25 protein-coding genes are annotated in these 26,155 nt (G+C 44.3%); 15 read left to right on the plus strand and 10 right to left on the minus strand.

Annotation, left to right across the window (positions count from 1 at the left end; all coding sequences use genetic code 11):
• Positions 1-97 precede the first annotated feature (97 nt).
• The 3 genes from A5883_RS14470 to A5883_RS14485 all read left to right on the plus strand — a co-directional run bounded on the left by A5883_RS14470 (position 98) and on the right by A5883_RS14485 (position 3,946).
• Positions 98-1,486 carry a glycoside hydrolase family 1 protein gene (locus tag A5883_RS14470; RefSeq protein WP_420870395.1) on the plus strand — a complete coding sequence of 463 codons (1,389 nt, stop codon included), beginning with the start codon at positions 98-100 and terminating at the stop codon, positions 1,484-1,486.
• A 247-nt stretch (positions 1,487-1,733) separates the two neighbouring features.
• Positions 1,734-3,014, plus strand: coding sequence for a PTS sugar transporter subunit IIC (locus A5883_RS14480; RefSeq protein WP_086338897.1), 1,281 nt, complete (start codon positions 1,734-1,736; stop codon positions 3,012-3,014).
• 191 nt (positions 3,015-3,205) lie between these two features.
• Complete coding sequence (locus A5883_RS14485) at positions 3,206-3,946, plus strand: GntR family transcriptional regulator (protein ID WP_008376546.1); 741 nt, start codon at positions 3,206-3,208, stop codon at positions 3,944-3,946.
• A 74-nt stretch (positions 3,947-4,020) separates the two neighbouring features.
• Here A5883_RS14485 and uvrC read toward each other — a convergent pair whose 3' ends face one another.
• Both uvrC and A5883_RS14495 read right to left on the minus strand, forming a co-directional pair.
• On the minus strand, positions 4,021-5,811 hold the full coding sequence (gene uvrC / locus A5883_RS14490; protein WP_086338898.1) for an excinuclease ABC subunit UvrC: 1,791 nt from the start codon (positions 5,809-5,811) through the stop codon (positions 4,021-4,023).
• A 231-nt stretch (positions 5,812-6,042) separates the two neighbouring features.
• Positions 6,043-6,894: a LysR family transcriptional regulator gene (locus A5883_RS14495; RefSeq protein WP_086338899.1), complete on the minus strand. Its 852-nt coding sequence runs from the start codon at positions 6,892-6,894 to the stop codon at positions 6,043-6,045.
• Positions 6,895-6,959: 65 nt separating this feature from the next.
• Here A5883_RS14495 and A5883_RS14500 point away from each other — a divergent pair, with 65 nt between their 5' ends.
• Complete coding sequence (locus A5883_RS14500) at positions 6,960-7,982, plus strand: YeiH family protein (RefSeq protein WP_086338900.1); 1,023 nt, start codon at positions 6,960-6,962, stop codon at positions 7,980-7,982.
• Between the two features lie 165 nt (positions 7,983-8,147).
• Here the strand turns inward: A5883_RS14500 and A5883_RS14505 are convergent, their stop codons facing one another.
• Positions 8,148-8,915, minus strand: coding sequence for a DeoR/GlpR family DNA-binding transcription regulator (locus tag A5883_RS14505; RefSeq protein ID WP_010748560.1), 768 nt, complete (start codon positions 8,913-8,915; stop codon positions 8,148-8,150).
• A 329-nt stretch (positions 8,916-9,244) separates the two neighbouring features.
• Between A5883_RS14505 and ulaG the strand changes: the two genes are divergently transcribed.
• The 7 genes from ulaG to araD are packed head-to-tail and all read left to right on the plus strand — an operon-like array spanning position 9,245 to position 14,873.
• The gene (ulaG, locus tag A5883_RS14510) at positions 9,245-10,309 is read left to right on the plus strand and encodes an L-ascorbate 6-phosphate lactonase (RefSeq protein ID WP_086338901.1); all 1,065 of its coding nucleotides are present in this window, start codon (positions 9,245-9,247) and stop codon (positions 10,307-10,309) included.
• Between the two features lie 47 nt (positions 10,310-10,356).
• On the plus strand, positions 10,357-10,830 hold the full coding sequence (locus tag A5883_RS14515; protein WP_086339154.1) for a PTS sugar transporter subunit IIA: 474 nt from the start codon (positions 10,357-10,359) through the stop codon (positions 10,828-10,830).
• Positions 10,831-12,297 (plus strand): PTS ascorbate transporter subunit IIC, encoded by a 1,467-nt coding sequence (locus tag A5883_RS14520; protein ID WP_016609056.1) that lies wholly within the window; start codon positions 10,831-10,833, stop codon positions 12,295-12,297. It abuts the gene before it with no gap.
• Between the two features lie 23 nt (positions 12,298-12,320).
• Positions 12,321-12,614, plus strand: coding sequence for a PTS sugar transporter subunit IIB (locus A5883_RS14525; RefSeq protein ID WP_008376531.1), 294 nt, complete (start codon positions 12,321-12,323; stop codon positions 12,612-12,614).
• A gap of 56 nt (positions 12,615-12,670) precedes the next feature.
• Positions 12,671-13,309: a 3-keto-L-gulonate-6-phosphate decarboxylase UlaD gene (locus tag A5883_RS14530; protein ID WP_010748564.1), complete on the plus strand. Its 639-nt coding sequence runs from the start codon at positions 12,671-12,673 to the stop codon at positions 13,307-13,309.
• 6 nt (positions 13,310-13,315) lie between these two features.
• On the plus strand, positions 13,316-14,215 hold the full coding sequence (locus tag A5883_RS14535) for an L-ribulose-5-phosphate 3-epimerase (RefSeq protein ID WP_010748565.1): 900 nt from the start codon (positions 13,316-13,318) through the stop codon (positions 14,213-14,215).
• Positions 14,187-14,873, plus strand: coding sequence for an L-ribulose-5-phosphate 4-epimerase AraD (gene araD, locus A5883_RS14540; RefSeq protein WP_086339155.1), 687 nt, complete (start codon positions 14,187-14,189; stop codon positions 14,871-14,873). Before A5883_RS14535 ends, araD begins: the two co-directional genes overlap by 29 nt.
• Positions 14,874-14,916: 43 nt before the next feature.
• On the opposite strand, the gene A5883_RS14545 is transcribed toward araD, so the two are convergent.
• From A5883_RS14545 to A5883_RS14570, 6 genes are all read right to left on the minus strand, one after another.
• The gene (locus A5883_RS14545) at positions 14,917-15,420 is read right to left on the minus strand and encodes a GNAT family N-acetyltransferase (protein ID WP_034859148.1); all 504 of its coding nucleotides are present in this window, start codon (positions 15,418-15,420) and stop codon (positions 14,917-14,919) included.
• Between the two features lie 206 nt (positions 15,421-15,626).
• Positions 15,627-17,066, minus strand: coding sequence for a 6-phospho-beta-glucosidase (locus A5883_RS14550; RefSeq protein WP_086338902.1), 1,440 nt, complete (start codon positions 17,064-17,066; stop codon positions 15,627-15,629).
• A 32-nt stretch (positions 17,067-17,098) separates the two neighbouring features.
• Entirely contained in the window at positions 17,099-18,409 is a 1,311-nt protein-coding gene (locus tag A5883_RS14555) for a PTS sugar transporter subunit IIC (protein ID WP_008376519.1), read from the minus strand.
• A gap of 159 nt (positions 18,410-18,568) precedes the next feature.
• Complete coding sequence (locus tag A5883_RS14560; protein ID WP_086338903.1) at positions 18,569-19,327, minus strand: MurR/RpiR family transcriptional regulator; 759 nt, start codon at positions 19,325-19,327, stop codon at positions 18,569-18,571.
• 57 nt (positions 19,328-19,384) lie between these two features.
• Positions 19,385-20,311: an ROK family protein gene (locus A5883_RS14565; RefSeq protein ID WP_086338904.1), complete on the minus strand. Its 927-nt coding sequence runs from the start codon at positions 20,309-20,311 to the stop codon at positions 19,385-19,387.
• A gap of 75 nt (positions 20,312-20,386) precedes the next feature.
• Positions 20,387-20,938: a GNAT family N-acetyltransferase gene (locus A5883_RS14570; protein WP_086338905.1), complete on the minus strand. Its 552-nt coding sequence runs from the start codon at positions 20,936-20,938 to the stop codon at positions 20,387-20,389.
• A gap of 320 nt (positions 20,939-21,258) precedes the next feature.
• Here A5883_RS14570 and A5883_RS14575 point away from each other — a divergent pair, with 320 nt between their 5' ends.
• From A5883_RS14575 to A5883_RS14590, 4 genes are all read left to right on the plus strand, one after another.
• A complete protein-coding gene (locus A5883_RS14575) occupies positions 21,259-21,627 on the plus strand; it encodes a YxeA family protein (protein ID WP_086338906.1) in 369 nt (122 codons plus the stop codon).
• Between the two features lie 295 nt (positions 21,628-21,922).
• The gene (locus A5883_RS14580) at positions 21,923-23,269 is read left to right on the plus strand and encodes an amino acid permease (protein ID WP_086338907.1); all 1,347 of its coding nucleotides are present in this window, start codon (positions 21,923-21,925) and stop codon (positions 23,267-23,269) included.
• 107 nt (positions 23,270-23,376) lie between these two features.
• Entirely contained in the window at positions 23,377-23,805 is a 429-nt protein-coding gene (locus A5883_RS14585; protein WP_005226702.1) for a DUF1761 domain-containing protein, read from the plus strand.
• A 240-nt stretch (positions 23,806-24,045) separates the two neighbouring features.
• Entirely contained in the window at positions 24,046-24,546 is a 501-nt protein-coding gene (locus A5883_RS14590; RefSeq protein WP_086338908.1) for a hypothetical protein, read from the plus strand.
• Positions 24,547-24,653: 107 nt separating this feature from the next.
• Here A5883_RS14590 and A5883_RS14595 read toward each other — a convergent pair whose 3' ends face one another.
• Entirely contained in the window at positions 24,654-25,790 is a 1,137-nt protein-coding gene (locus A5883_RS14595) for a serine protease (RefSeq protein ID WP_086338909.1), read from the minus strand.
• Positions 25,791-26,155: the final 365 nt, after the last annotated feature.

The raw sequence follows: 26,155 nt of genomic DNA on the forward strand, positions 1-26,155 counted from the left end.
TTTTAAATGTCTATACATTTATTTTAAAAAAGATTGATTTTTGTAACTGCTTCCTTTATGATTAGGGCAGCAAAGAAAAAATGAGGAGTGAATGAAGATGGATTATCAATTTCCAGCAGGCTTTTGGTGGGGGTCAGCCGCTAGTGGCCCACAAACAGAAGGTGTATTTGAAGGCGATGGCAAAGGGGCAAGCATCTGGGATTACTGGTATCAGCAGGAACCAGAGAAATTTTTCAATGAGGTAGGTCCTGAAAAAACCTCGCAAGTCTATACACGCTATCAAGAAGATATTCAACTAATGAAAGAAACCGGCCATACGACGTTTCGGACATCGATCCAATGGAGTCGTCTCTTCCCGCAAGGCAAAGGAGAAGTCAATCAAAAAGCCGTTGATTTTTACAATGCCTACATTGATGAGTTGATCGCCAACGGGATCGAACCTTTCATGAACCTTTACCACTTCGATATGCCGATGGCGCTGCAAGAAAAAGGCGGCTGGTTGAACCGAGAGACCGTGGATGCCTATGTCGCATTTGCGCAAACCTGCTTTACATTATTTGGTGATCGTGTCAAGAAATGGTTCACTCATAATGAACCGATCGTCCCTGTTGAAGGCGGCTATCTTTACCAATTCCATTATCCGAATGAGATCAACATGAAACATGCAGTCCAAGTTGGGTTCCACGAAACGTTGGCGAGTGCTAAAGCCATCAAAGTCTATCATGAGATGAACCTTGATGGGGAGATCGGCATCATCTTGAACTTGACGCCAAGCTATCCAAGAGATGAGAATGATCCAGAGGATGTCAAAGCAGCGCAAATCGCGGATGCCTTCTTTAATCGTTCTTTCTTAGACCCTGCGGTCAAAGGCACGTTCCCAGAAGAATTAGTGACCATCGTCAAGGAATTGGATATGGTACCAGCGATGGAAGCCGATGATTTACAAACGATTCGCGAAAATACGATCGACTTGTTGGGGATCAATTATTATCAACCTCGTCGTATCATGAAGAAAGAATCACCGATCGATCAAGCGAAAAGTCCAATGCCTGATGATTACTTTGATAACTATGATATGCCGAGCAAGAAAATGAACCCGTATCGTGGATGGGAAATCTATGAAAAAGGGATCTATGATATTTTGACGAACACGCGAGAAAACTATGGCAATATCAAGTGCTACATTTCTGAAAATGGCATGGGTGTCGAAGGAGAAGAACGTTTCGTCAATGCTGATGGCGTGATCGAAGATGATTACCGCATCGAATTTGTCTCTGACCACTTGAAGTACGTCCACCAAGCGATCCAAGAAGGAACCAATTGTGTTGGCTACCATATGTGGACCTGCATGGACAACTGGTCATGGACCAATGCTTACAAGAACCGTTACGGATTTATCTCCGTTGACTTAGCAAATGATGCTAAACGAACGGTGAAAAAATCAGGTCGTTGGTTTAAAGAAGTTTCTGATAATAACGGCTTTTAATAACAATGAAAAAAGCAATGCTGTAGGAATCAGCATTGCTTTTTTTGTGTAAAATCGCGGATTTTTTCTGGCTAATTTCAAAGGGGGGATTCTATTAAAAAACCACCTGTTTTTGCAAATGATAAGCTGGGTTAAATAAAAGCACAGTTTTGATAAAGAAAAGACTAGACATGGAAACGTTCTCGTGGTATTCTTTAGTAGAAATCGGTTTCATTATTTTGTTTAGGGTTTGAAAGGAGAAAAAACAATGGATAAATTTATTGGATTTATGGAGAAGCACTTTATTCCGATCGCTTCTAAAATAGGCTCTCAAAGACATCTAGTGGCCATTCGTGACGGATTTATCGTAACGATGCCGTTGATGATCTTAGGCTCTTTTGGGGTATTGATCAACAACTTACCAATCCCTGCCTATATTGATTTTATGAATGGCATTTTTGGTGAAGGAACATGGCAAGCCTTTGGGAACAACTTGTCAGCAGGTACTTTTTCAATACTTGGTCTGTTAATCGCTTTCACAGTAGCGTATAATTTAGCTAAAAGCTACAATCAAGACGCATTAGGTGCTGGGGCGATCTCAGTTGCAAGTTTCTTCGCATTAGGTGCAATGGCGACAGGCCCAGATGGTTTGTTAACAGCTGCCGGACTTGGTTCTCAAGGATTATTTTTAGCATTAATCGTATCGATCATTTCTACTGAGATCTTCCGTCGTCTAGCTGGCAACCCACGCTTAGTCATCAACATGCCTGATGGCGTACCACCAGCAGTTTCACGTTCATTTGCTGCATTATTCCCAGCAATGATCACCGTATCGATCTTTGCTTTGTTTACAGCAATTTTCCAAGCATTTGGTGTGACAAGTATCGTATTGTCCTTCTATGAATTGGTGCAACAACCATTCATGGGCTTGGCAAACTCTTACCCAGCTGCTTTGCTATTAGGTTTTATCTCTGCATTCTTATGGTTCTTTGGTTTACATGGTGCCAACATCATCGACCCGTTCATGCAAACGATCAATGTGCCTGCGATCGAAGCAAACGCACGAGCATTAGAAGCAGGAACAGATTTGCCTTATATCGTGAACAAACCATTCTTTGATTCTTTCGTGAACATCGGCGGAACAGGTGCGACACTAGGTCTTTTGATTGCGATCTTTTTAGTTGCTCGTCATCATAAAGCGTATATGACTGTCGCAAAACTATCCATTGCACCAGGTGTGTTCATGATCAATGAACCAGTGATGTTTGGGTTGCCAGTTGTCTTAAACCCAATCTTGTTCATCCCATATGTGTTGACCCCACTTGTTTTAGTAACGACTGCTTATTTTGCAACCGCAACTGGCTTAGTTCCTGCAAGTACCGTCATCGCACCATGGACGACGCCACCAATCATCGGCGGTATTTTGTCGACACAAAGTATTGCTGGCGGAATCTTGGCAGCTGTTAACTTGATCTTGTCAATCGTTATCTACTTGCCGTTCGTGAAAATGGCGCAAATTCAAGAAACACGCCGTTTAAAAAATGCGTAATGTCTGATCGAGTCGATTAGAAACAAGCGCCAAACGTAATAGACCTTATCCGGCCGCGATCAGAGTGCAATACCCCTTATCACACTGCTTCATTGGAAGGTGCAGTGGTGTGATGACACTCTTTTCGTTTGGCCGGTTCTTTTCTCGTTTTTCAATCAATACAATACAACACACGTTTTGGAGGTGGCAAAATGCCCAAATATATGGAGATCGCAGATGTTCTGCGTAAAAGAATCAAGGACGGAACTTATCCGAAAGACAGTCTTTTACCTTATCAAACAGAGTTAGTGGAAGAGTTTGGCGTCAGCCGAATGACGATTAAAAATGCGGTGAATATCCTGATTATGGAAGGCTTGCTGCTGACAAAGCGCGGCTTAGGGACCAAAGTTTTGAATCATTCCTTTTGGGGCAAAGATACCTCATCGGTGACAGAATACAAAGGCCTGAGCTATCAGATGAAACAAGAAAAACGGACATTGACTAGCCAAGTCATCACCTTTGAAGTCTGTTTTCCTACAACAAGAATTCAAGAGATGCTTCAGATCACTGCCGAACAACCAATCTATCATGTGATCCGTTTGCGGATCTTAGAAGGCAATCCATACATACTCGAGCATTCCTATATGCCGTTGGATCTGGTCAGCGGTTTGACGAAAGAGATCTTGGAAGAATCCGTCTATGACTATCTACTGCAAGATTTAGGCTACAAATTTGCTGGTGCTTATCGGACTTTTCAGGCTGCCAAAAGCGATGAATACGATCAAACCTATTTAGCGTGCCAAGCAGATGACCCAGTATTGGAATTAGAACAGATCATCTATTTAGAATCGGGACGTCCAGTGGACTATTCCTGCAGCCGCAATCGGTATGATGTTCGTGGCTATTCCATGTTAGACATGAAGCCTGACCTGTTACAGCACCGCAAAAAGTAACGGCTTACAAAATGCTTCTTCAACGAAAAAACGCTTCATAGCTACTGTTGGCTATGGAGCGTTTTTGTTTTGACTTAAGAAGTGGGTTGGTTTTGATCACCTAGTTTGGCTAAGATAGTTTCCGCAACGGCTTTGGGGATGCCAGCTTGCTGGATCTCTTCCACGGAAGCTGCTTGGATGTTTTTTAACGACTTGAAGGTTTTCATCAGCTGTTGCTTGCGTTTTGGTCCTAAGCCAGGAATTTCATCCAGTTTGGAAGAAAAGCTGTTTTTGCTGCGCAGTTGGCGATGGAAGGTGATCGCAAAACGATGGACCTCATCTTGGATCCGTTGCAGCAAAAAGAATTCGACAGAATTGCGTTCCAGCTGGATCGGATCTAAAAATTCCCCGAAAATCAACTCGCTGGTTTTGTGTTTGTTGTTCTTCACTAAACCGGCAACGGGAATATCTAAACCTAGCTGGTTATACAGCACTTCTTGGGCGGCACCGACTTGGGCTTTCCCACCATCGATGATGATCAGATCAGGAAAAGGCAGGTTTTCTTTTAGGACACGAGAGTATCGGCGATAGATGACTTCTTGCATAGAGCCATAATCGTCGCCGCCTTGTGCAGTACGAATCTTATATTTCCGATAATCATCTTTAAACGGCTTCCCGTCGACAAAAACCACCATTGCAGACACTGGGTCGGTCCCCATGATGTGGGAGTTATCGAAGGCTTCGATCCGATAAGGTGTCGCGATCCCCATGGCTTCGGCTAGACGATCCACTGCACCGATCGTCCGTTCTTCAGTACGCTCGATCAACGCAAATTTTTGTGCCAAGGCAATGCGGGCATTTTTATTGGCCAAATCGACCAATTTCTTTTTGTCGCCTCGTTGGGGCTGCAGGACTTTGGTTTCCAGCAGCGCTTCTAATGGGGCAGCATCGACATTTTGCGGAACAAAGACTTCTTTGGGAATGAAGTGCTCATTCTTTTGGTAAAACTGGCCGACGAAGGTCAAGAAATCCTCATCCGCTTCATTGTAGAAAGGAAACAAAGAGACTTCTCGTTCGATCAGCTTTCCTTGACGGATAAAAAAGACTTGGACACACATCCAGCCTTTGTCGACACTGTAGCCAAAGACATCACGGTCCATCAGATCTGTCAGAGTCATTTTTTGTCGCGTCATGACGGTATCGATTGCTTGGATCTGATCCCGCAGCTCAGCCGCTCGTTCAAACTCTAACGTTTCAATGGCTTCGCCCATCTTCTCTTTCAGGTCTTTCAAAATATCGACGTGACCGCCGTGGAAAAAGTGTTTGACTTGATCAACGATCTTCTGATAATCCTTGGGATCTACATTGTTGACATAAGGACAGACGCATTGACCCAAATGATAATAAAGACAAGGCCGCTTTTGAGAAGGACCGCATTTTCGCAATGGAAAGAGGCGATCCAGCACCCGTTTGGTTTCGTTGGCTGCTCGTGCATCAGGATAAGGGCCAAAATATAAAGCCCCGTCTTTTAAAACTTTACGAGTGATGATCAGACGCGGATAGCGCTCTTTGGTCACTTTAATAAAAGGATACGACTTGTCGTCCTTTAGCATGATATTGTATTTCGGTTTGTTTTTTTGAATCAAATTGATTTCCAGCAATAAGGCTTCCGTATTTGATTCGGTAACGACGTACTCAAAATCATTGATTTCTTGAACGAGCCGTTCGGTTTTCGTATCGTGACTGCCGGTAAAGTACGAACGGACACGATTTTTTAAAATTTTGGCTTTCCCAACATAGATGATTTTGTTATTTTTATCTTTCATTAAATAACAACCAGGTTGATCGGGAAGCAGCGCTAATTTGTTCTTGATTTGTTCGTTCATTTCAAGATCCTTTCTTACTGGTTTGCTCACGAACTGCAAAAGTAGTCAAAGGGCGGTCTAAGATCCACCGAAAAGGGGAACATTAGAGCCCATAGCCAGTACTCTTCATTTTAGCACAAATTTCTTAAGAAACAATCAAACGGACCAGATGGGCAGCGAGGAAGCGTAATCGTAAGAAAAGGTTAAGAAATCCCACGAGGCGGTGGTTCCCCCAAAAAAATCAGTTTGTTTTTATACGCTTGCCACCTGTGAGGGATCGTTTTGCGACCACTCCTGAATGAAGGTCCGCAATCCCTCGATGGCTGGTTCTGTGACGGCTTTGCGCTGGATGAGGTAAAATTGCCGCTCAAAATTTTTATCCAGCAGTTGATAGCCAATGCCGTGGGCGGCTCGCTTGGAAAGGATCGAACAGCCGAAGCCTTGTTTCAGTAAAGCGACGATCAATTCATTGCTGGCGATCTCAATGATCGGTCCTTGAATATTTTGTTCCTCTAGATAGCGCTTAGTGTAATAGTAGACACCAGAACTCGCTTCTCGAACGAGCCAAGGACCGACTTGGGGATCACCAGCTAAGACGAGCTGATCTTTCAAAATCGGGAAACGCAAAATACTTGGTGCAGATAAGGGTTTTTCAATGATCCCTAAATCTAATTGATGTTGTTCAAGGGCTGTTAAGACTTCAGCGGAGTTCATCATCGATACCCGAAAACGCACCGTGGGAAAGGCGTTGTATAAAGCAATCATCAAGTCAGGCATCAAGGCCATCGCATAGGTATGAGAGATGCCTAGGGCACAGTGGCTTTGATGCTGCGTGTTGGTATGGATCTCGCTGGTGATCGTCGACCACTCATCCAATAAATTCAGTGCCTTTTCGTAAAGGTACTCTGCTTGGGGCGTGGCGATCACGTTTTTGCGACCATTGCGTAAAAAAAGCGGTGTATCCAGGTCTTGTTCCAACTGCTTGATCTGAGCAGAAACCGTGGGCTGCGAAATAAACAGCAATTCGGCAGCTTTCGAAAAATTTTTCGTTTCATAGACCATCTTGAAGGTCTCCAGTAATTTTAACATTGCAATCCCTTCCATTAGAAAATTCAATCATAACTATTATACCAATAAATCCTACTGATCGGTCAATCTGTGTATAATGGATGTTATATGAAAGGATGAAAGCAATGAAGCAACGACAAACAGCTTTGATACTTCCCGGTTTGTTCCTATCCTTTTCGGTAGCCGTCATCGCCCGAATCATGGCTTTGGCTGTGCCAAAATTAGGGGGAGCAACCCTTGCTATTTTATTAGGAATCATTTTAGGAAATACACTGTTCAAGCAAGAACGCTATCAAGTCGGAACGAAGGTTGCGGAAAGTCGGCTCTTGGAATATTCGGTGGTTTTGCTGGGCTTTACCGTCACTTTCCAGACCATCAGTGAAATGGGCCTTCGGGGCTTTCTCTTTATATTGCTGATGATGAGCTTGGTCATTACCGCTGCTTATTTGATAGGGAAAAAAATGGGCTTTAATCAAAAGATGAGCCTGATGATGGCAGGCGGCAATGCTGTCTGCGGATCCTCTGCGATTGCGGCGATCGCACCGGCCATTGATGCCGATGATGAAGAAAAAGGGCAGATCATCACCTTGGTCAATCTTTTAGGAACAGTGATGATGCTGACGCTGCCGTTTTTAGGCTTGGCCTTATACGGCTATGATCTGTTGCAAAAAAGCGCCTTACTTGGTGGCACGCTGCAATCCGTCGGACAAGTCGTGGCGGGGGCTAGTTTGATTGATGCCGACACCGTCAAATACGCGATGCTCTTTAAAATCGCACGCATCATCATGTTGGCAGTCGTCGTCATTGTTTTTGAACGAATGACGACAAAGACCCCCACCAAAACCAAAGCCAAAGGCAATCGGCGGCTGCCGATCCCTTGGTATGTGTTGGGCTTCTTGACCATCTGTATCTTGAACAGCTTCTTGCCGCTGCCTAGCTGGTTGAATGAGGGCGCTCATTTTATCAGTACGTGGTTTGAAACGACGGCGTTGGCAGCCATTGGTTTGCGCTTGGATTTCCGCAAGTTTTTAAAAGAAGGCCCGCGCTTTTTATTCTATGGTCTTTCCGTTGGTGCTGTCCAAACCGTGGGTGCTGTTGCATTGATTTGGTTGCTGCGGCTCTAATTCACAAGAGGCACGACCCATAAAGCACGTTTGAAGCGCACGATTGTTTAACGGAAAAAGCCACGACGGTTGATCGAAGGGCACGCTTTGCTGTTTCTGTTGGAAGAGGCAGCAAGGCGTGACTTTTCAGATCAACTGTCGGGCTTTTTTTAGCGGCAAAGAAGGTTAGACGGGTACTTGGATGACTTGAACACCTTGTTGCTCAATCAAATCGATGACTTTGGGATCAGAATAATGATCGGTGATCAGCAGATCGATATCTGCAATTGCGCCAATCGTAAAATTGGATTGCTTACCGATTTTGCGATAATCCGCGATAACGATCAACTTGCCAGAATTTTCGATGATTTTCGCATTGACTTTGGCTTCGTGGATTACTGAAGTGGAAATGCCGGTCTGTAAATCTAACCCACTACAGCCAATGATCGTAACATCAGAACGAACGTGAGAAAATGACTCCACGGCGATGTCTCCTGACAATGCCGCTTTAGGGTAACGTATTTCGCCGCCACTTAAAACGATCGTTGATTTTGGATGGTGTTCCATTTGGATCACACTCGTGTTGTTTGTCAGCAAACTGATTCGTTTGTCTGTAAGATGGCGCAACGTTTGAGCCGCACTGGTACTCGTATTGACGAAAAGGGTATCGCCATCTTTTACTTGGCGAGCCGCTTCTTTGGCCAGTCGATCTTTGATGTACTCGATCGAGTCGGTGGGATGTGCTTCATCTTCATATGCTTCACAGTATTCGATTTTTCCGTGGGTTTGTTTGATCTGACCCATCTCACTGAGGACAGTACAGTCTCTGCGGATCGTCATCTCTGATACTCCCAACTGATGACTGAGGGTCCTCACATCAGAAAGACCAGATGCTTTTATCAAATCGATCAATTGTTTTCTTCTTTGCCTCACTTCTTCATTGGAACGTTTCACGATACTTCCTCCTCACATGCGCTTTTTTCTATTATTGTCTTCTATCATCTGTCCAGCTTGCAATTATCCTGTGCAGCAAAATCACGTGTCTCTTTCTCACGAATTCGCGGGATAATCGCACAGCCGTCGTTTAGAAACTGCCATTTTTTTATCGTTTCTTCTTTCGAACTCATTTTAACATATCACAGAAACATTACCATATATATTAAATAATCACATTTATTTCTCGGTAAATTAACATATAATAAGATAAATTAACATAAAACTTGATTGAAAGCGTTTTTCTATATGTTAGAATCAAGGTGTAAATAAGCAAGGGAGGAACAAATATGGTACACGTAAATGATGTTTCGAAAGAGAGTTGGCTGTTAAATACGTTTCCAGAATGGGGAACCTATTTAAACGAGGAGATCGAAAGTGAACTTGTGAAAGAAGGCACAGTTTCCATGTGGTGGCTAGGCTGTACGGGTATTTGGTTAAAGAGTGCGGAAGGAACCAACATTTTATGCGACCTTTGGTGCGGCACTGGCAAACGCAGTCATGGGAATGGGCAAATGAAAAAAGGCCATCAAATGATGCGGATGAGTGGTGTACAGGAAATGCAGCCTAACCTACGGACGCAGCCTTTTGTGATCGATCCATTTGAAATCAAAGGAGTGGATGCGTTAGTGGTGACCCATATTCATTCCGATCATTTAGACATCAATACCGCAGCTGCAGTCCATCAAAATTGTCCAGAAGCAAAATTCGTCGGTCCCCATGAAGTCGTTGCAACTTGGTTGAAATGGGGAATACCAGAAGAAAAAACCATCGTGGTCAAACCAGGGGATGAAGTGACCATTGGGCAGGTGAAAATCGTCGCTTTAGAAGCATTCGATCGAACCGCTCTGATTACTTGTGAAGACCCGGATACCAGCTTGAAAGGAAAAATACCACAGGACATGGATCGTATCGCAGTCAATTACTTGTTTGAGACTTCCGGTGGGGCGATTTATCACGCTGGAGATTCTCATTATTCGAATGTATTTGCCAAGCATGGAAATCAGTACAAGATCGATGTTTGCTTAGGTGCATATGGCGAAAACCCGCGGGGCATCACCGACAAGGTTACTTCAGTCGATATGTTGCGGATGGCAGAATCCCTCAATGCCAAAGTAGTGATACCTGTACACTATGATATCTGGTCCAATTTTATGGCTGATCCAAAGGAGATCACTGAGATTTGGAAGTTTAAAAAAGATCGTTTGCACTATGAGTTTAAACCGTACATTTGGCAAGTTGGCGGCAAATTTACCTACCCAACGAATAAAGATGATCTTGAATTTAATTTCTATCGCGGTTTCAAAGATGTATTTTCGGTCGATAATGATACGCCATTCCCTTCTTTTTTATAAAAGAAGGGGGGATGCTGCAAAAGCCAAATTTGAAAGGAGCAAAGGTAATGCTGCGTTATTTTTATGAAAATGAGTTGGTTGCGATCAATCATGAACAGCCCGAAGATTGGGAAGCCGCTATCTGGGCGAGTGGCGAAGGATTAAAGCAAAAGGCGTTGATCACGGATCAGTATATTGAAGATGTCATTCGGGATGTTCATAAATACGGTCCTTATATTGTGATCATTCCCAAAGTAGCCATGCCCCATTCTTCAGCAGAAAGCAAAGGTGTCTTAGGAACGGGGATCGGATTGACGATTTTTCCAGCCCCCGTTTCATTTCAAGATGATGACCCCGACAAAGAGGCGCAGTTGTTCTTTATGCTCGCTGCCAAAAACGCTGAAGCACATATGAACAATATCGCTAGTTTATCCGAAATGCTGATGGAAGAAGGGCTGGTGGAAGATTTACTAGGTGTAAAAACAATGGCAGATTTTGAAGCGGTGATGGAGAAATATGACCAAAAAGAAAGCAGGGATTAGATGGAAATGGTAGGAGATTTCTTATTGAGATGCTGGGATTACTTTGCTCAGAATATTTTGATGCAGCCAGCTTTTTTGATCGGTTTTATTGTACTGATTGGTTACTTACTATTGAAACGGCCGTTTGTTGAATGTGTTGCAGGTTTCTTAAAGGCCACCGTTGGTTACTTGATTTTGACGATTGGCTCTGGTGGATTGGTCAATAATTTCCGTCCGATCCTGGTGGGGCTTAAGGAGCGTTTTGAATTAGATGCGATGGTCACTGACCCGTATTTTGGTCAAAATGCGATCACCGCCGGCATTGAAGAACGATTTGGACGCACCTTTGGTGACACGATGCTCTTATTATTGATTGCCTTTGTTTTTAATATCTTACTCGTTCGCTTCAAAAAATATACGAAGCTGCGGGCCGTCTTCACTACTGGAAATGTGCAAGTACAGCAAGCCGCAACGGCCTTTTGGCTGCTGCTATTCTGTTTTCCAGACTTGGGTCGAATCGAAGTCTTACTTGTCATGGGCTTGATCTTAGGCTGCTATTGGGCGGTTGGGTCCAATTTGACCGTTGGCATCTGTCAAGATTTGACGGAAGGTGCTGGTTTTGCGATTGCCCATCAACAGATGTTTGGTGTTTACTTCTTTGCACGACTTGCGGAACGCTTCAAAAAGAACAAATCCAACCGCAAATTAGAAGATGTCGAACTACCGGGTTTTTTATCGGTCTTCAATGAAAACATGGTATCGACTTCGATTTTGATGCTCTTTTTCTTCGGTATCATTTTAGTAACGCTTGGACAAGATTATTTAATAACAGCAGGATTTATGGCAGAAGGACAAAGTTTCTTATTTTATATTTTACAAACTTCACTAATGTTTGCCGTCTATTTAGCAATTCTTCAATTAGGTGTCCGCACCTTCGTTTCTGAATTGACCGAGTCATTCCAAGGAATCTCGAATACGATTTTACCAGGTGCTGTTCCAGGGATCGATATCGCCGCAACCTTTGCCTTTGGGTCGCCAAATGCCGTGACGGTGGGCTTTTTATTCGGTGCATTAGGACAATTCTTAATGATTGCTTTACTGATTTTGTTCCGTTCACCAACGATCGTCATTGCTGGGTTTATCCCACTGTTCTTTGATAACGCAGCGATCGCCGTTTTTGCCAACAACCGCGGAGGCATCAAAGCGGCTTGTCTCTTCCCATTCTTATCAGGCATTATTCAGATCGGTGGTTCGGCATTGATCGCTACTTGGGTAGGATTGTCTCAATATGGCGGCTATCTTGGGATGTTCGACTGGGCGACCGTCTGGCCATTCTTTACAGTATTGATGAAATTCTTAGGCATCATTGGTGTGGTTCTTGTAGTGGTGATCTTATTAGTGATTCCACAGTTGCAGTACCGCAGAGATCCAGAAGGGTATTTCTTGATCGTAGATGATTATGATGCGTATGTAGAAAAACAAAAATAATGAATTCTTAGGAGGAAAAGAAGATGAGAGTATTGGTATCTTGTGCAAATGGATCAGGAACAAGTTTGATGATGATGCGGAGTGTCGAAAAAGCTTTGAAGTCAGAAGGGATCACGATCACCTCTATTCATCATTGCGCGATTTCTGAAGGCAAAAGCACCGCCAAGAATTACGATGTGGTCTTTACGCCAATGAACTTTGTCAATATGTTCGATAAAGCCAAAGAAAAGGGCGTAACAGTGATCGGAGTCAGAAATGTGATGTCCCCTAAAGAAATTATTGAGCGGGTCAGAGAAGCGGGTCTTTCGAAGGAGTAGTGCATCAGGACGTGACAAGAACAAAAAGATGATCGAACAAAAGAGAGGGGAATTTCATGAGTATACCAAAACTGCAGATCGCTTGCGATCACTCCGATTTAGCTGGTGCACTGGCTGATATCAAAAAAGTTGGCGATGTGGTGGATATCATTGAAGCAGGAACTATTTTACTGTTGCAAGAAGGAGCACAGGTCTTACGCTGTTTCCGAGCGATGTATCCGGAAAAGTTGATCGTAGCAGACACAAAATGTGCCGATGCCGGTGGGACGGTCGCCAAAAACTGCCAGCAAGCTGGCGCGGATTATATGACCGTGATTTGTGCAGCAACGATCCCAACAATGAAGGCAGCGGCAAAAGAAATTGCTGAGATCCAAGTAGAATTATATGGTGACTGGACCTACCAGCAAGCACAGCAGTGGCTAGATGCCGGCATCTCACAAGCTATCTATCATCAAAGTCGTGACGCACTGTTAGCTGGTGAAACATGGGGAGAAAAAGATTTAACGAAAGTCCGTAAATTGATCGATATGGGGTTTCGAGTGTCAGTCACGGGAGGATTGAGCGTCGAGACGTTGGCTCTGTTTGCTGGCATTGATGTGTATACCTTTATCACAGGACGAGGCATCACTGCAGCTGACGATCCGCAACAAGCAGCAGTTGATTTCAAGCAAGAGATTTTACGGATTTGGGGGTAGTTTTCCATGAGTTTGATCGGTCTATATGAAAAAGCAACACCCAAAACCCTCTCTTGGTCGGAACGATTGCAGTTTGTCAAAGACCGAGGCTTCGATTTCATTGAAATGTCCATTGATGAAACCGATGAACGCTTGGCACGCTTAGAGTGGGACCAAGAGCAACGCAAAGAGATCGTCGAGGCAATCTATGCCTCGGGGATCAAAATCTTGTCTTTATGTCTCAGTGGACATCGGCGGTTTCCCTTTGGTTCGATCGATGAAAAAAAGCGCAAGCACGCGATGCATCTGATGGAAAAAGCCATTGACCTGGCTTCAGATTTGGGTATTCGCTGCATCCAATTAGCCGGATACGATGTGTACTATGAGGAAAAAAGTCTTTGTAGCCGAGAATGGTTCATTGCCAATCTAAAAGAAGCGGTCGCTAGGGCGTCTGAAAAGGGTGTCGTTTTGTCACTAGAGATCATGGATGATCCGTTTCTAAATTCTATCTCAAAGTATTTACGGATCAAGGAGCAGATCCCTTCGCCCTATCTACAAGTCTATCCAGATGTCGGGAACCTATCGGCCTGGCCAGAAAATGATGTCGGTTATGAATTAGAAAAAGGCATTTGCGAGATAACCCAGATTCATTTGAAAGATACATTGGCGGTTTCAGATAAGTTTCGAGGAAAATTTAAAGAAGTACCGTTTGGCACTGGGTGTGTTGATTTTGATGGCTGCTTACGCACGCTGAAGCGGTTGAATTACAACGGTTCTTTTGTCATCGAGATGTGGAGTGAGACGAGCGCTGACCCGATTGCGGAAATCGAACAAGCCAAAGCATTTTTATTACCAAAACTAAAGGAGGTCGGTTACCTTGATCAATCAGCTTCAATTGATGAAAGAGCGAGTCTATCAAGCCAATAAGAGACTGCCTGAGGAAGGACTAGTAAAGCTAACTTGGGGAAATGTCAGTGAGATCGATCGAGATTTAGGGATCATCGTCATTAAACCCAGCGGTGTTGATTATCAGACGATGACGATTGACTCAATGGTGGTTTGCGACTTAGCGGGAATGCCGAAAGAGGCGAAGGCGTTGAAGCCTTCCTCGGATATCAAAACCCATGCGCTATTGTATAAGCACTTCGAAGGCGTCAAGGCGATCGTCCATACGCATTCGACAAATGCGGTAAAATGGGCGCAAGCACAGCGAGACATCCCTGCATATGGAACGACGCATGCGGATACTTTTTATGGTAGTGTCCCTTGTACACGACCGTTACGGGCCTCTGAGGTAACGGCAGACTATGAAAAAGAAACTGGCAAAGTCATTGTCGAGACGTTTGAAAAGCGGGGATTAGATCCACTTGCATGCCCAGCTGTCCTCACAGCGGGACACGGTCCCTTTACTTGGGGGCAATCTGCGGAACAAGCGGTCAGCAATAGTATTGTTTTAGAAGAGGTCGCAGAAATGGCATTAGGTACCGAAGCTTTGACCTTGGATCGAACACCGATCGCTGATTATTTGCTGGATAAACATTATTTCCGCAAGCATGGCGAACATGCTTATTATGGACAAGGATAACGGAAAAGCAGCCATTCCTAGCGATCAAGGAACGGCTGCTTTTCTATTCGTTTTCTTCAGCGAGTGTTTTCACATAAAAGCGATCCATCGTGGTATGCTGTGCTGCCAATAGTGGCTGGCACAATGCGCGATAGCCGGCTTTTTGATAGACATGCAAGGCTGCTTCTAGAGAATGATGGGATTCTAAATAGAGTTGCCGATAACCTAGTTCAACAGCTTTGGCCTCGATCTTCGCCAGCAAGGGATAGCTGAGGCGCTGCCCTTTGGCAGCATCACTGAGATAAAATTTTTGCAGCTCGGCGATTTTCCCTTCTGAATCATAAGCGGCAAGACCACCGCCGCCTAAAAGGGTACCCGATTCATTAGTGACGACAAAATAATGGCGGCTAGCAGGATCTGCTGCATAAAATTCACTTAAGTGGTCTAACTCGGGATCAAAATAGGCAGTCCCTGGAACCGCCAACTGGTGGTCGGTCAAACTTTTGCGAATGATAGCGGCTAAGGGCCCATCATCTTGAGATTGGATCGAACGAAATATCGGCTTCATGCAGCTCCTCCTTAAAGTGAAAGTAAATGAATAGCTATAGTGTACCACAGCATTGAGGGAGTGTTTAGTGATGATAAGAAAAGCCATCCTCGCAATGGCGCCCCTCTTTAATAAGAAAACCGCCCCTCGTTGCCGGGCTCCTAATGTGAAAAGGAGTATGGCGCAACGAGGGGGCGGTTTTTGTGCGTTAGTCATGGAAGCAGTAATTAGAGCGTTTCACCATTGGAGGCGATCACTTGCTGGTACCACGCAAAGGAATCTTTTTTCAAACGATTCAAGGTTCCTTTCCCGGTATTATCTTTGTCGACATAGATCATGCCATAGCGTTTCTCCATTTCGCCGCTGCCGAAGCTGACGATATCAATGATCCCCCAAGGCGTATAGCCTAATAACGGTACACCATCTTCAACTACCGCTTTTTCCATCTGTTCGATGTGCTCTTTCAGGTAAGTGATGCGGTAGTCATCATGGACTTGCTGCTCATCGGTTAATTGATCGTAAGCACCGAAGCTATTTTCCACGATAAATAGTGGCAAGTCATAGCGTTGATAGATCGTATTTAACACATAACGCAACCCGACTGGGTCAATAGGCCAGCCCCAATCAGAAGCACTGATATAAGGATTACTCACGATTTTTGCTCCTGGGATATCCTCAGTTGGTGTGCCAGCCACCTCATCAAGGGTTGAGATCGTTCCTGACATGTAATAGCTGAACCCAATATAATCAACGGTTCCCGCTTTTAATAGCGCTTGTTCCTCGGGCGTGATCTCAATCGTGATGCCTTTTTTCGCCCAATATTTTTGCACATAGGTTGGGATCTTGCCTCGTACGTGGACGTCGCTGTAAAAATAGCGCCGTTCATTGGCTTTGACGGATGCCATCAAATCAGCGGGTGCGCAAGAGTAGGGGTAGACTGGGACATAGGCCATCATACAGCCAATCTGAAAATCTGGATTGATTTTTTTGCCTTCGATCACCGCTGCCGCACTGGCAATCAACTCATTGACGCCCGCTTGAAAGACGAGTGCTTCTTTTTGACTGTCATCCTCGATGATCATGGCAGAATTGGTCCAAACGTGCAGCGGCTCTTGCCCATCTGCTTGATTATTGATCTCATTGAAGGTCATCCAATACGTTACTTTGTCACGATACCGTTGAAAAACAGTCTTGGCGAATTTGACAAAGAGGGGAATCACTTCTTTATTAGCAAACCCACCAAATTCTTCATAGAGGGCATAAGGCATTTCAAAGTGGGACAAAGTGATCACGGGTTCGATGCCGTTTGCCTGCAATTCGTCGAAAAGATCATCGTAGTATTGGAGACCGGCTTCATTTGGTTCTTCTTCTGTTCCAGTTGGATAGATCCGACTCCAAGAAATCGATGTCCGTAGACATTTCAAGCCCAGCTCTTTGAATAACTGGATATCTTCTTTGTACCGGTGATAAAAGTCAATGGCTTCATGGTTCGGGTAATACTCTCCTTCAATGACGCCTTTGGTGATTTTACGGGGAATACCGTTGCCACCGGCCGTCATAACATCAGCGGTACTCATTCCACGGCCAGCAACATTCCAAGCGCCTTCCGCTTGATGGGCAGCGATCGCGCCGCCCCATAAAAAATCTTTTGGCATTTTTGCGGACATAAATTTCATTCCTCCTCGACTCATTCGTTTGCTTATAATTCCACTTTTTGGGAACGGTTAGAGGCGATCACGAATGGCAAATAGATCAAGACCGAAATCGCAAGACAAACGACACCGACAACTGCAGCGATCGCATTTCCTCCAGTTCCTAAAAAGAGATTAATGATTCCGGGGGTCGTCCATGGTACCCCAATCGCTGGGGTCGGCATGATCGGCCAGACAACAGTGACAAAATAACCCACTAAAATATTGACCATTGGCGTCAAAATAAACGGAATGATCATGATTGGGTTCAAGACGATCGGTAGACCGAAGATCATCGGCTCATTGATTTGGAAAATTCCTGGAACTAAGGACATCTTAGCGATCTCACGTTGTTCTGGACGTTTTGAAGCGATGAAGATCGCAATGATCAAGCCCAATGTCATACCAGTTCCGCCCATATTTGCGAACATATCATTTAAAACGCCCCAAGTTTCTTTGTAAGGAACGTCCCACAAGGAGCCGCCTTGGTTGATAAAGTCTAGGTTAGCTAGGTCCTGTTCGGTAAAAATCGCTGAACGAACCGCATTCAAAGTATTTGGTCCATGGATCCCGATCGCAAACAACGTAGTTTGCAAGAACGCCAAGATCAAGACACCGACGACATTGCCCCCCAGATCCCGCAATGGACTTTGGATCCCATTATAAATCAGTTCATTGATGCCTTCTGGTGCGATCATCAAAACTAAGAAATTGATCAAAGCAGTGACTGCCACGATGATCACGATCGGAATCATGCCAGAAAAGGAACGAGAAACTGCTGGTGGTACCATTTCAGGCATTTTGATCTGCAGTCGTTTGACTTTGAAAAGCTTCGGCAAGAATTCACCGACCAAACAAGCCACGATCATAGCTACAAACAACCCTTGGGCGCCTAAATATTGTGTGGAGATCACATTGACATCATCTACTGCAAAGGAGGTCGGGTACAAGATCATAAAGGCAGCGACACTTGTCAAACCAACTAGCGTAGCATCTGCTTGGAAATGCTTGGCTAAAAGCTGAGCAACAAGAAACGCAATAAATAAACTCATAATGTTGATGGTCCCGTTCGCCACGGAAGCTAGGACTTGCTGGGCACTTTCCAGATTTGGGAAAAGTCGATTCAGTTGAAATAATTGCACGATGAAACTCTCATTGGAAAATAAAATATTGTTGACCAAAATAACGAGAGAAGAAGCGATGGTCAGTGGGAAAATCAGCATGAACGCATCTCGAATCGCTGCTACGTGGCGTTGATTGTTCAACTTTGTTGCGATCGGTACCAACGAGCGGTCTAACAGGTCATTGAATTTTTGCATAATAATAACACCTTTCATTAATTGATGCCATCATTATAGCGAATGAAAACGACTAAAAGTAAGCGGATACGGATTCCGTACATATCTCTCAAGAAATGAAAAAAATTCCGCAGCTGGAACACAGTGTTACAAAAAAAGATGGTTCAATAAACTGAACCATCAAGAATGGGTACGATAATCTTGCAAATAGCCGATCAGCGTTTCTAAAATCGCTACTGAAGGCAGTTGACTAGTCAAATCAAGAAAGATGTCTTTGCGTTCCTCTTTGATCGCATACTCGATCGAATAATCGCACAGACGTGCCAACGTACTTTCCCGATTAGGGGTAATGCAGTACTTCTGCACGATCGCCTGATTGTCTAAACCGGTAATGACTTCGATCAGTTCTTTGGTTTCACCAGAGTCACTCAAAAAAACCAAAACATTCTTTTGCTCTTTTCGCAAAAAGCTTTTGATCGGGTAGGTTAGCTCATCAATGCTGATACTAAAGTAACCGAGGCTGGCTAGTTTGCGGGCAACGTATTGCGCAATCGCACCGGATGCCCCCATCCCCATAAATAAGATCAAATCGGCATCCCGCATCGCTTCGGCGAGTTTTCGTATTTGGTATTCCGCATCAGGGTGGAAGATCTGCATATTCAAGCCTTTGATGCGCGCTTCTAAACCTAAGTGTTCCGGATGTGCGTCAAAATGAGCTTTTTCTAAATGATTTTTGATATAGAAGCGAAATTCTGGAAACGACTGAAAGCCGACTTTTTGAATAAAACGAAAGACCGAAGTCGAAGAGACATGGGCATCATCGGCAATGTCGCGCACGCGCATATACGGAATCTTTTCTAAGTGATTGACGATAAAACGGTAGATTTCTTGTTCTACCGCAGAGAGCTTGTTCAAGTTTAATTGTTCAAAAAGCGCCATGCTGGTTCCTCGCTGTCCTAGATAATCAATTTACACCAGTATAGCATATCCGAACTTTTAACGGTGCAGCTGTTGATGGATCTGATAGACTGCGCCGATCAAGCCGGCGTCGTTTTTCAGCTTCGCTGGACGCACAGGTGCGATGGTTTGTCCGCGCAAATAATTGATCGCTTCATGCCGTGTTTCCGTGATCGTCAAGCGAGCCTGCAGGCGTTCCCAGAAATAAGGATTGGCACTGATGCCGCCGCCGATCAATACCAATTCTGGGTCAAAGCAGCTGATCAAATTGATCAGCCCTACAGACAGATCCGTCAGAAATTGGTCCGTCAGCTTCAGCGCCAACGCTTCGCCTTGCTGCGCGCGGTCAAAAATCTCTTTGGCGTCTTGGGTGGGTTCAAAGCCAGGAACTGCTGCCCCCGCTAAATTGTAGAGGCGAATCAAGCCGCCCACGACGGCAGTTTTTTTATTGATGGAACTTTCCTCGATATTGCCTTCTTCTGGCAGCTGATCGATCACCATCCAGCCAAATTCACCAGCCATGCCATGAGCACCTCGGTAGACTTGATTATTGATCACGATCCCACCGCCTACACCAGTGCCTAGGACAAGACACAAATAGTTGGCAGCCTCTTGCGCATTGCCGATCCATTTTTCAGCGATCGCTGCTGCATTGGCATCATTTTCCACCGCCACAGGCAACCCTGTACGCGCTTCCAAGACTGCTTTGAAATTTTCGCCATATAACGATTTGATGGCGCCCGCAGTTAACATAAAGCCGTCTTTTTGAACGATCCCCGGGGCGCTGATCCCAATGCCATCAATCGTGTGGCGGTTCTGGGCATCTTCGATGATCGTGAGTAGATCCTGATAAAACTGGGCTGGCTCATAGCTAGTAGGGATCGCAGATTTTTCAAGGATCGCTCCGGTTTCATCTAAAACACCATATTTAATACTTGTTCCGCCAATATCAAATCCTACGTACATTCTTCTTCCTCACCTTCTAAAACATTGTTGCCTTAAGTGTACCATCTGGCAGGAGGAATTTTTTTCTTTTTTCAGCTATTTTTTGCCTGCCGTTTCCGCTGCATCCAAATAAAACAAAATGTCACTTTTGCCTTCCTGATTGGTTCCTTTGTACACTTCCGTATCCAGACCTCCGATACGAAAGCCTGCTCGCATGTAGAACAGACAGGCAGAAGGATTGTTGTCCTGTGCTTGCGTGTAGATGCCGCGATAACCTTTGGCAAGGGCCGCTTTCAGTGCCTGTTGGATCAGTAGTTGACCGACTCCTTGCTTACGGTAGTCTGTGTTGACCTTTAAGTCATAGAGGTACAGATACTTGAAAAAAGCGTCTTGAACGATCGCTAAGCCGATGCATTTTCCATCATCATAAGCACCGATAAACAGACTGTTTCGGCTCATTTCATCATAGCAATAATTTTCATCTGGGAAACGCATCGTCTGAATGTCTTCGGATGCAAATTTACAGATCGTGTACTGCCAGCTGCCCTCACTATAAGACGGCAGCATTTTCCCCCATAAGGAGAAGGGTTCGTTTTTCAAGCGGATATCAGCTTGGTGTTCTTGATCGATCCGTTTGATTTCTAGCATGGGGCACCTCGATTTTCTATAGATTTCAATCATGAGTATTTAAAAGTAAGTTGTTGCAGTTTAGTTTACTACAAAGAATGAAAAATCACGATACTTATTAAACAGTCTAGTCTTCCTGTGAGAAGGGACGATTTTGTAGGAGAACTTAGTTGTTTGTCTATACATTGAGGTTGGAAAGAGCAGAAATATTCCATTGATACCTTAGTCACAATGACCGACGGAAAAATACGCCTTAAGTTTGATTATATTTATCGCTTGTTTTTTTATACTGAAGGTAGATAGAAAAAACGGAGGACAATCACTTGAAGAAAGCAATTAGTATGATCCTGCTCGTGTTAACGATCGGGACCGTCACACTGGTTACATGGTCTTATTTTACGAAAGATGATTCCAGCGAACTGGTTCAGCTGGTGGATCGTTTCAATCCGTTCGTACCGGAGAAAAAGGTCTATATCAAAACATCCGACGAGTATGGCGTGTTGCAAGAACACGATTCCTACGAATATACACAAGAAGGGGTCAATGAAGATGGGCAAAAGATAAAAATCACGTTTTGGGCACCACAAAAGCTAAAAGAAAATGCCTACCTAGAGCTTGATGCAAAGGGCAAACATGTGGAGTCGTATCAAGAGGTGACCGAACAAGATCTCCCTGACGCCGTCAAAGACGAGTTGGTTACGACTGATTGATCATCAAGCCTGCTTGAAAAAAAGGACAGGAAGTCATTTCCCGCAAGTTGGGAGATGGCTTTTTTCGTGCATTCACTTAGAGAAAAGCTCGCCAAGATTTGATTTAGGTGAAAAAGATTAGAGGATGATAGAATTTTCAGAAAAAATAGATAATTTTTTCAATTCTTAGTTGCAATAGCAGAAGCGTCTGGTATTCTCTATGAGGTAGTTAAAAAAAATCATTCATATAATTAAAAATAGCGACAATGAGAGAATCACCTTGTATGGAGGATCAACGGTTTTCAAGGAGGAACCTATGACAGAAAAAAATCAATTAAAAAAGCAGATGAAAACCAGACATATCACTATGTTGGCACTAGGTGGCGCCATCGGTGCTGGCCTATTCAAGGGCAGCGGTGAAGCGATCCAGTTAGCGGGGCCTGCGGTCTTGCTGGCGTTTATTTTTTGCGGGCTGATCTTATTTGTCGTCATGACAGGACTGGGACAGTTGGTCTTATCTGACCAAAAACAACATGGCCTTTCGGGCTTAGTCCAGCCATATCTTGGCGTGCATACAGCCGATTTCATCGACTGGATCTACTGGTCAATGTGGATGATCAACATCATCGCCGAAGCAGTTGCTGCCGCAAGCTTTTTGCAGTTGTGGTTTCCCAATATTCCAGCTTGGATCTTTGTGTTGATTTTGGCACTGCTCACGACCACCATCAATTTGTTTTCGGTTCGCTTGTTTGCGGAAACGGAATACTGGCTTTCCTGGGCCAAAATCAGTGTGGTGATCGCGTTGATCTTGGTGGGTCTCTATCTGGTTGCCACGCAAGTCTTTGATTTGGGCTTTTTCCCGACGATGAGACAAATGACAGACTATGGTGGTTTTGCCCCCCATGGTCTCAAAGGGTTTATCAATTCTTTACTGGTCGTAATCTATTCGTACGGCGGTTCTGAATTAGTAGCCATTACGATCAGTGAAGCGGAAAATCCCAAAAAAGCGATCCCGCAAGCAATCAAAGGAGTGATGACGCGGATTGCCGCTTTTTACATCATTCCCTTGTTTCTTTTACTGATCATTTATCCGTGGAATCAATTAGCCGATCCAAATGTCAGTCCTTTTGTGATGGTGTTTCAAAAAATCCATGTCCCATTTGCCTCCGACATCGTCAATTTAGTGATTATTTTGGCTTTGTTTTCGTCAATCAATTCTGGAGTCTATGCTTCTTCAAGAACGTTGTTTTTCCGATTAAGCAACAATGGCCAGAAAAAAAGCTGCTTTACGATGCTGAATAAAAACAGCGTGCCCCAACGAGCGATCATGTTTTGCAGCGGTACTTTATATCTTGGGGTCGTTCTTTCTTACTTTTTAGGCGACAAACTCTTCAATTATCTAGCAGGCTCCCTGTCTTATACTGTATTGCTGATTTGGTTGTTGATTAGTGCGGCGGCGTTTGTTTTGGTACGCAAGCAGAAGAAAATGGGCTATACGATTTTCTTGAGTGGGGCGATCCTTGCACTGATTTTGCTGTTTGTCGGTATTTTGATCACTAACCCGTTGGCGGTCACTGGCTTCACCGCATTATTGTATACGATCATTTTTCTTAGTTTTTATTGGAACCATCGAAAAATTGAGAAAACCAGTGAAAAAAGTTGAAGAAACGTCCCTTAAGACATAAACTGATGGGGAAGGAACCCCGCGTTCGGTTGTTTCTTCGGTTCTCAGGAATGTGACGATAAAATAAAGTGTAGGAGAAAACGAAAATGGTTAATTTTTGGACATTGATTTTCGGCACCCTCAGCTGGGTCGTGGTGGAAAGTCTGCTTTACAATCCGATGCATAAGTGGGGCAAGTTTTGGGCGAAAGAATCAGGAATGGCAGAGAAGATGGCTGATCAGCAGATGACGACCGGTGACATGCTCTTTACCTTTGGCGGCACGATCGTTGGTGGGATCCTCTTATCAGCAGCGACCTATCAAGTCGTCTATTGGTTTGCAACATTCGATCATGATGGTTGGCTGATGACCTCCTTGCAAGTCGCTTGCTTATTGTGGCTAGGGGTTTATGGGGTCGCCACCTTCGTGATGGCTGTTTACTCGGGACAGTCCCGCAAATTAGTCGGGCTGCACCTTGTGAACGGGTTTCTAGGAGTGATCGTTTTAGGACTTGTTGTCGGCTTGATTGGACAGTAAGCAACGATCATACCCCAGCGAGAGCGTTCAAAGGTCTCAACGAATCAATCCTAAAGAAAGCCGATCTTGTTTCAACAAGGTTGGTTTTTTTGTGCGTAAAATTAATCTTACTATAAAAAATAGCTATAAAAGCAAATAATTTATGCTATACTAAAAGCACTTTAATCTGTAGGAAACCAAATCCGCGGATTGCGGAAAAATCATCAAAGAAACAAAATTAGGGGCAACGAGGAGGAAAAAATGAAAACGAAAAGCATGTTAGGTAGAGGAATATTTGCTGCCGTTTGTTTAGGGACACTATTTTTCTTGACAAGCTGCAGCAGCTCAGGGGTTGACTCTGCAGCTGCGAATCAAGTATTGACCAATAGCAACAGTCATCAACAAAATGCCTTGTACGTTTTGGAAGATGGAAAGCTCACCGTTAATAAAACGTTGAGTTTTTTGGTCGATCCGAATCAGGAACCTGCGGACTTGGTAAAAGAACAAGAGACGCAATTAGTGCAGATCAACGAAACACTGCAAGCAGAGTTTCCCAAAAGCAAAGCACTGACTGCGGCAGACATCGGCACTATGCACACCTTTGAAGTGACCAATGCCCAAGTGATCATTGATCAAGAGAAAAAGGAAGTGCGCATGACTGGCGATGATTTTGAGAAAGTATTCAAGATGGTGGACAACAATGACAAGCGTCTGATCGATGACGAACAAAACGAGTACAAGTTTTCGTATGAGGAAAACTAGCAAGTGACAAAAAACGGCTGCCTCCGACGAGACAACCGCTTCAGACAGTAGACAAACCTTAGACAAAACTGAGGTTTGTCTTTTTTCGTTGCAAAATTTAGTGGCTATTACGGAAAACATTTTGCGCAAGGAGTAAGTCCGCGACTTTGCGCTTCTGCTAAAGTTGCAGGCGTGTAGGTACCGTTGCCGCATTTTCTCGTATGGTATTTCGAACCTGTTGGTGTCACGAGGACCGACGTTTGGCCTTGATTGCTAGCAGCGGCTGGCTGGCTTTGTTCTGGCACAGCAGCGGCTGCCTGCCGTTCTTCCTCCGCCTTAGCTTGTGCAGCTGCTTGTTCGTTGGCAGTGATCGTTTGCGCCACTGTTTTCGTTCGAGCAGCTAATTCCTCATCGGGGGTCTTGAGACGAGCGACGGCATCCTCTGCCTGAGCGAGTCGGTCTTTTGTCGGTTCCGCCTCTGCTGCTTCCACCGCTTGGACAGCTTCTGCAACGAGGGCTTCTGCTTCTTTCTCAGAAATCTTGGTTTCTACAGTGGATAACCGACTTTCAAACGTTTCCTTGTTCAAAACCGCTTGTGCGACTAATTCTTTTGCCTGATCGAAATCACTGCGTTCAAGAGAAGCTTCAGCGGTATCAAGGGCTTTGCCGATGGCAAGATGGTCTTCAACTACCGCGAGCTGAGTAGCGAAATCTTCGTAGGTTTTACTTAAAGCATGAATCAGCGTCACGGCTTCGTTGTAATTCTTTTGGTTTGGCTGGGTTTCGGCAAGAGCCAGTGCCGTCTCGGCTTTTACCAGTGCTTCTTGTTCTTGTTTTTCAGCTTGCAAACTCGCTAGAAATGCGTGAGAAGGTTTGACGGTGACGACCTCTTCTTTAGTGATTCCACCCATGGAGGTTTGGACAGTAAATTCCTGTTCCTCTTCATCTTCCAGTTGGACAGCATAAGAAAATGTTTCGTCCGCCAGCGAAACCTCCACCCCGTTGATCGTCAGTTGCGCTTCTGGGTTGGTTCGCCCAGTGATCGCCGCTTCGCCTTGCTCATTCGTAAACAGTTCTGCTTCATCTACGTGAAGCTCCGGTGTTGCTGCAGGAGTCAATAGTGCCCCGCCAATCAATAAGAGAAAACCACCCATAAAAATAACGATTTTGTTGCGAAGCGGCTTTTTCTTGATCAATCCAAGAATAAAAAAGATTCCGCTTACAACCATTGTCAAAAAACCAATAACAAAAATAAACATCCCCATAACTCTTTTCAATTCCTTTCTTGTGAATATTTTAATTATAACATTTTTACTAACGTATCCGCCATCAATAACCGACTAGTAAGGGTTGCTGAGCGTACGGAAGAAGCTCAACTAGCAAATTAGCAATTATTTTTATCAATATTAAATAGATTTAAGGTATTTTTTATTATAAAATGATATAGAAAAGAGTTGTTTTTCGTTTGCGGTTGTTTTTTTGGATAAACAGCTCTTGGTACAAATACACTTGTTTGCTTCATCACTGGAAAAAATGTTTCGAACAAACGGATGAGAGCGAGCAACTACCTGCAAACAAGCAGCTTTCCTTCGCTGCTTCCCCCAACTAACACCTTATAAAAGATATTCCC

Origin of the sequence: Enterococcus sp. 5B3_DIV0040, from assembly GCF_002140755.1 — a bacterium.
Lineage (GTDB): Bacteria > Bacillota > Bacilli > Lactobacillales > Enterococcaceae > Enterococcus_D > Enterococcus_D casseliflavus.

Coding starts and splice junctions, on each gene's coding strand:
- A5883_RS14555 (WP_008376519.1), bottom strand. CDS start 18,409: ATGCAAAAATTCAATGACCTGTTAGACCGCTCGTTGGTACCGATCGCA.
- A5883_RS14535 (WP_010748565.1), top strand. CDS start 13,316: ATGAGTTTGATCGGTCTATATGAAAAAGCAACACCCAAAACCCTCTCT.
- A5883_RS14585 (WP_005226702.1), top strand. CDS start 23,377: ATGGTTAATTTTTGGACATTGATTTTCGGCACCCTCAGCTGGGTCGTG.
- A5883_RS14545 (WP_034859148.1), bottom strand. CDS start 15,420: ATGAAGCCGATATTTCGTTCGATCCAATCTCAAGATGATGGGCCCTTA.
- ulaG (WP_086338901.1), top strand. CDS start 9,245: ATGGTACACGTAAATGATGTTTCGAAAGAGAGTTGGCTGTTAAATACG.
- A5883_RS14570 (WP_086338905.1), bottom strand. CDS start 20,938: ATGCTAGAAATCAAACGGATCGATCAAGAACACCAAGCTGATATCCGC.
- uvrC (WP_086338898.1), bottom strand. CDS start 5,811: ATGAACGAACAAATCAAGAACAAATTAGCGCTGCTTCCCGATCAACCT.
- araD (WP_086339155.1), top strand. CDS start 14,187: ATGAAAGAGCGAGTCTATCAAGCCAATAAGAGACTGCCTGAGGAAGGA.
- A5883_RS14495 (WP_086338899.1), bottom strand. CDS start 6,894: ATGGAAGGGATTGCAATGTTAAAATTACTGGAGACCTTCAAGATGGTC.
- A5883_RS14590 (WP_086338908.1), top strand. CDS start 24,046: ATGAAAACGAAAAGCATGTTAGGTAGAGGAATATTTGCTGCCGTTTGT.
- A5883_RS14550 (WP_086338902.1), bottom strand. CDS start 17,066: ATGTCCGCAAAAATGCCAAAAGATTTTTTATGGGGCGGCGCGATCGCT.
- A5883_RS14575 (WP_086338906.1), top strand. CDS start 21,259: ATGATCCTGCTCGTGTTAACGATCGGGACCGTCACACTGGTTACATGG.
- A5883_RS14480 (WP_086338897.1), top strand. CDS start 1,734: ATGGATAAATTTATTGGATTTATGGAGAAGCACTTTATTCCGATCGCT.
- A5883_RS14470 (WP_420870395.1), top strand. CDS start 98: ATGGATTATCAATTTCCAGCAGGCTTTTGGTGGGGGTCAGCCGCTAGT.
- A5883_RS14500 (WP_086338900.1), top strand. CDS start 6,960: ATGTTATATGAAAGGATGAAAGCAATGAAGCAACGACAAACAGCTTTG.
- A5883_RS14515 (WP_086339154.1), top strand. CDS start 10,357: ATGCTGCGTTATTTTTATGAAAATGAGTTGGTTGCGATCAATCATGAA.
- A5883_RS14595 (WP_086338909.1), bottom strand. CDS start 25,790: ATGGGGATGTTTATTTTTGTTATTGGTTTTTTGACAATGGTTGTAAGC.
- A5883_RS14485 (WP_008376546.1), top strand. CDS start 3,206: ATGCCCAAATATATGGAGATCGCAGATGTTCTGCGTAAAAGAATCAAG.
- A5883_RS14560 (WP_086338903.1), bottom strand. CDS start 19,327: ATGGCGCTTTTTGAACAATTAAACTTGAACAAGCTCTCTGCGGTAGAA.
- A5883_RS14565 (WP_086338904.1), bottom strand. CDS start 20,311: ATGTACGTAGGATTTGATATTGGCGGAACAAGTATTAAATATGGTGTT.
- A5883_RS14525 (WP_008376531.1), top strand. CDS start 12,321: ATGAGAGTATTGGTATCTTGTGCAAATGGATCAGGAACAAGTTTGATG.
- A5883_RS14530 (WP_010748564.1), top strand. CDS start 12,671: ATGAGTATACCAAAACTGCAGATCGCTTGCGATCACTCCGATTTAGCT.
- A5883_RS14520 (WP_016609056.1), top strand. CDS start 10,831: ATGGAAATGGTAGGAGATTTCTTATTGAGATGCTGGGATTACTTTGCT.
- A5883_RS14580 (WP_086338907.1), top strand. CDS start 21,923: ATGACAGAAAAAAATCAATTAAAAAAGCAGATGAAAACCAGACATATC.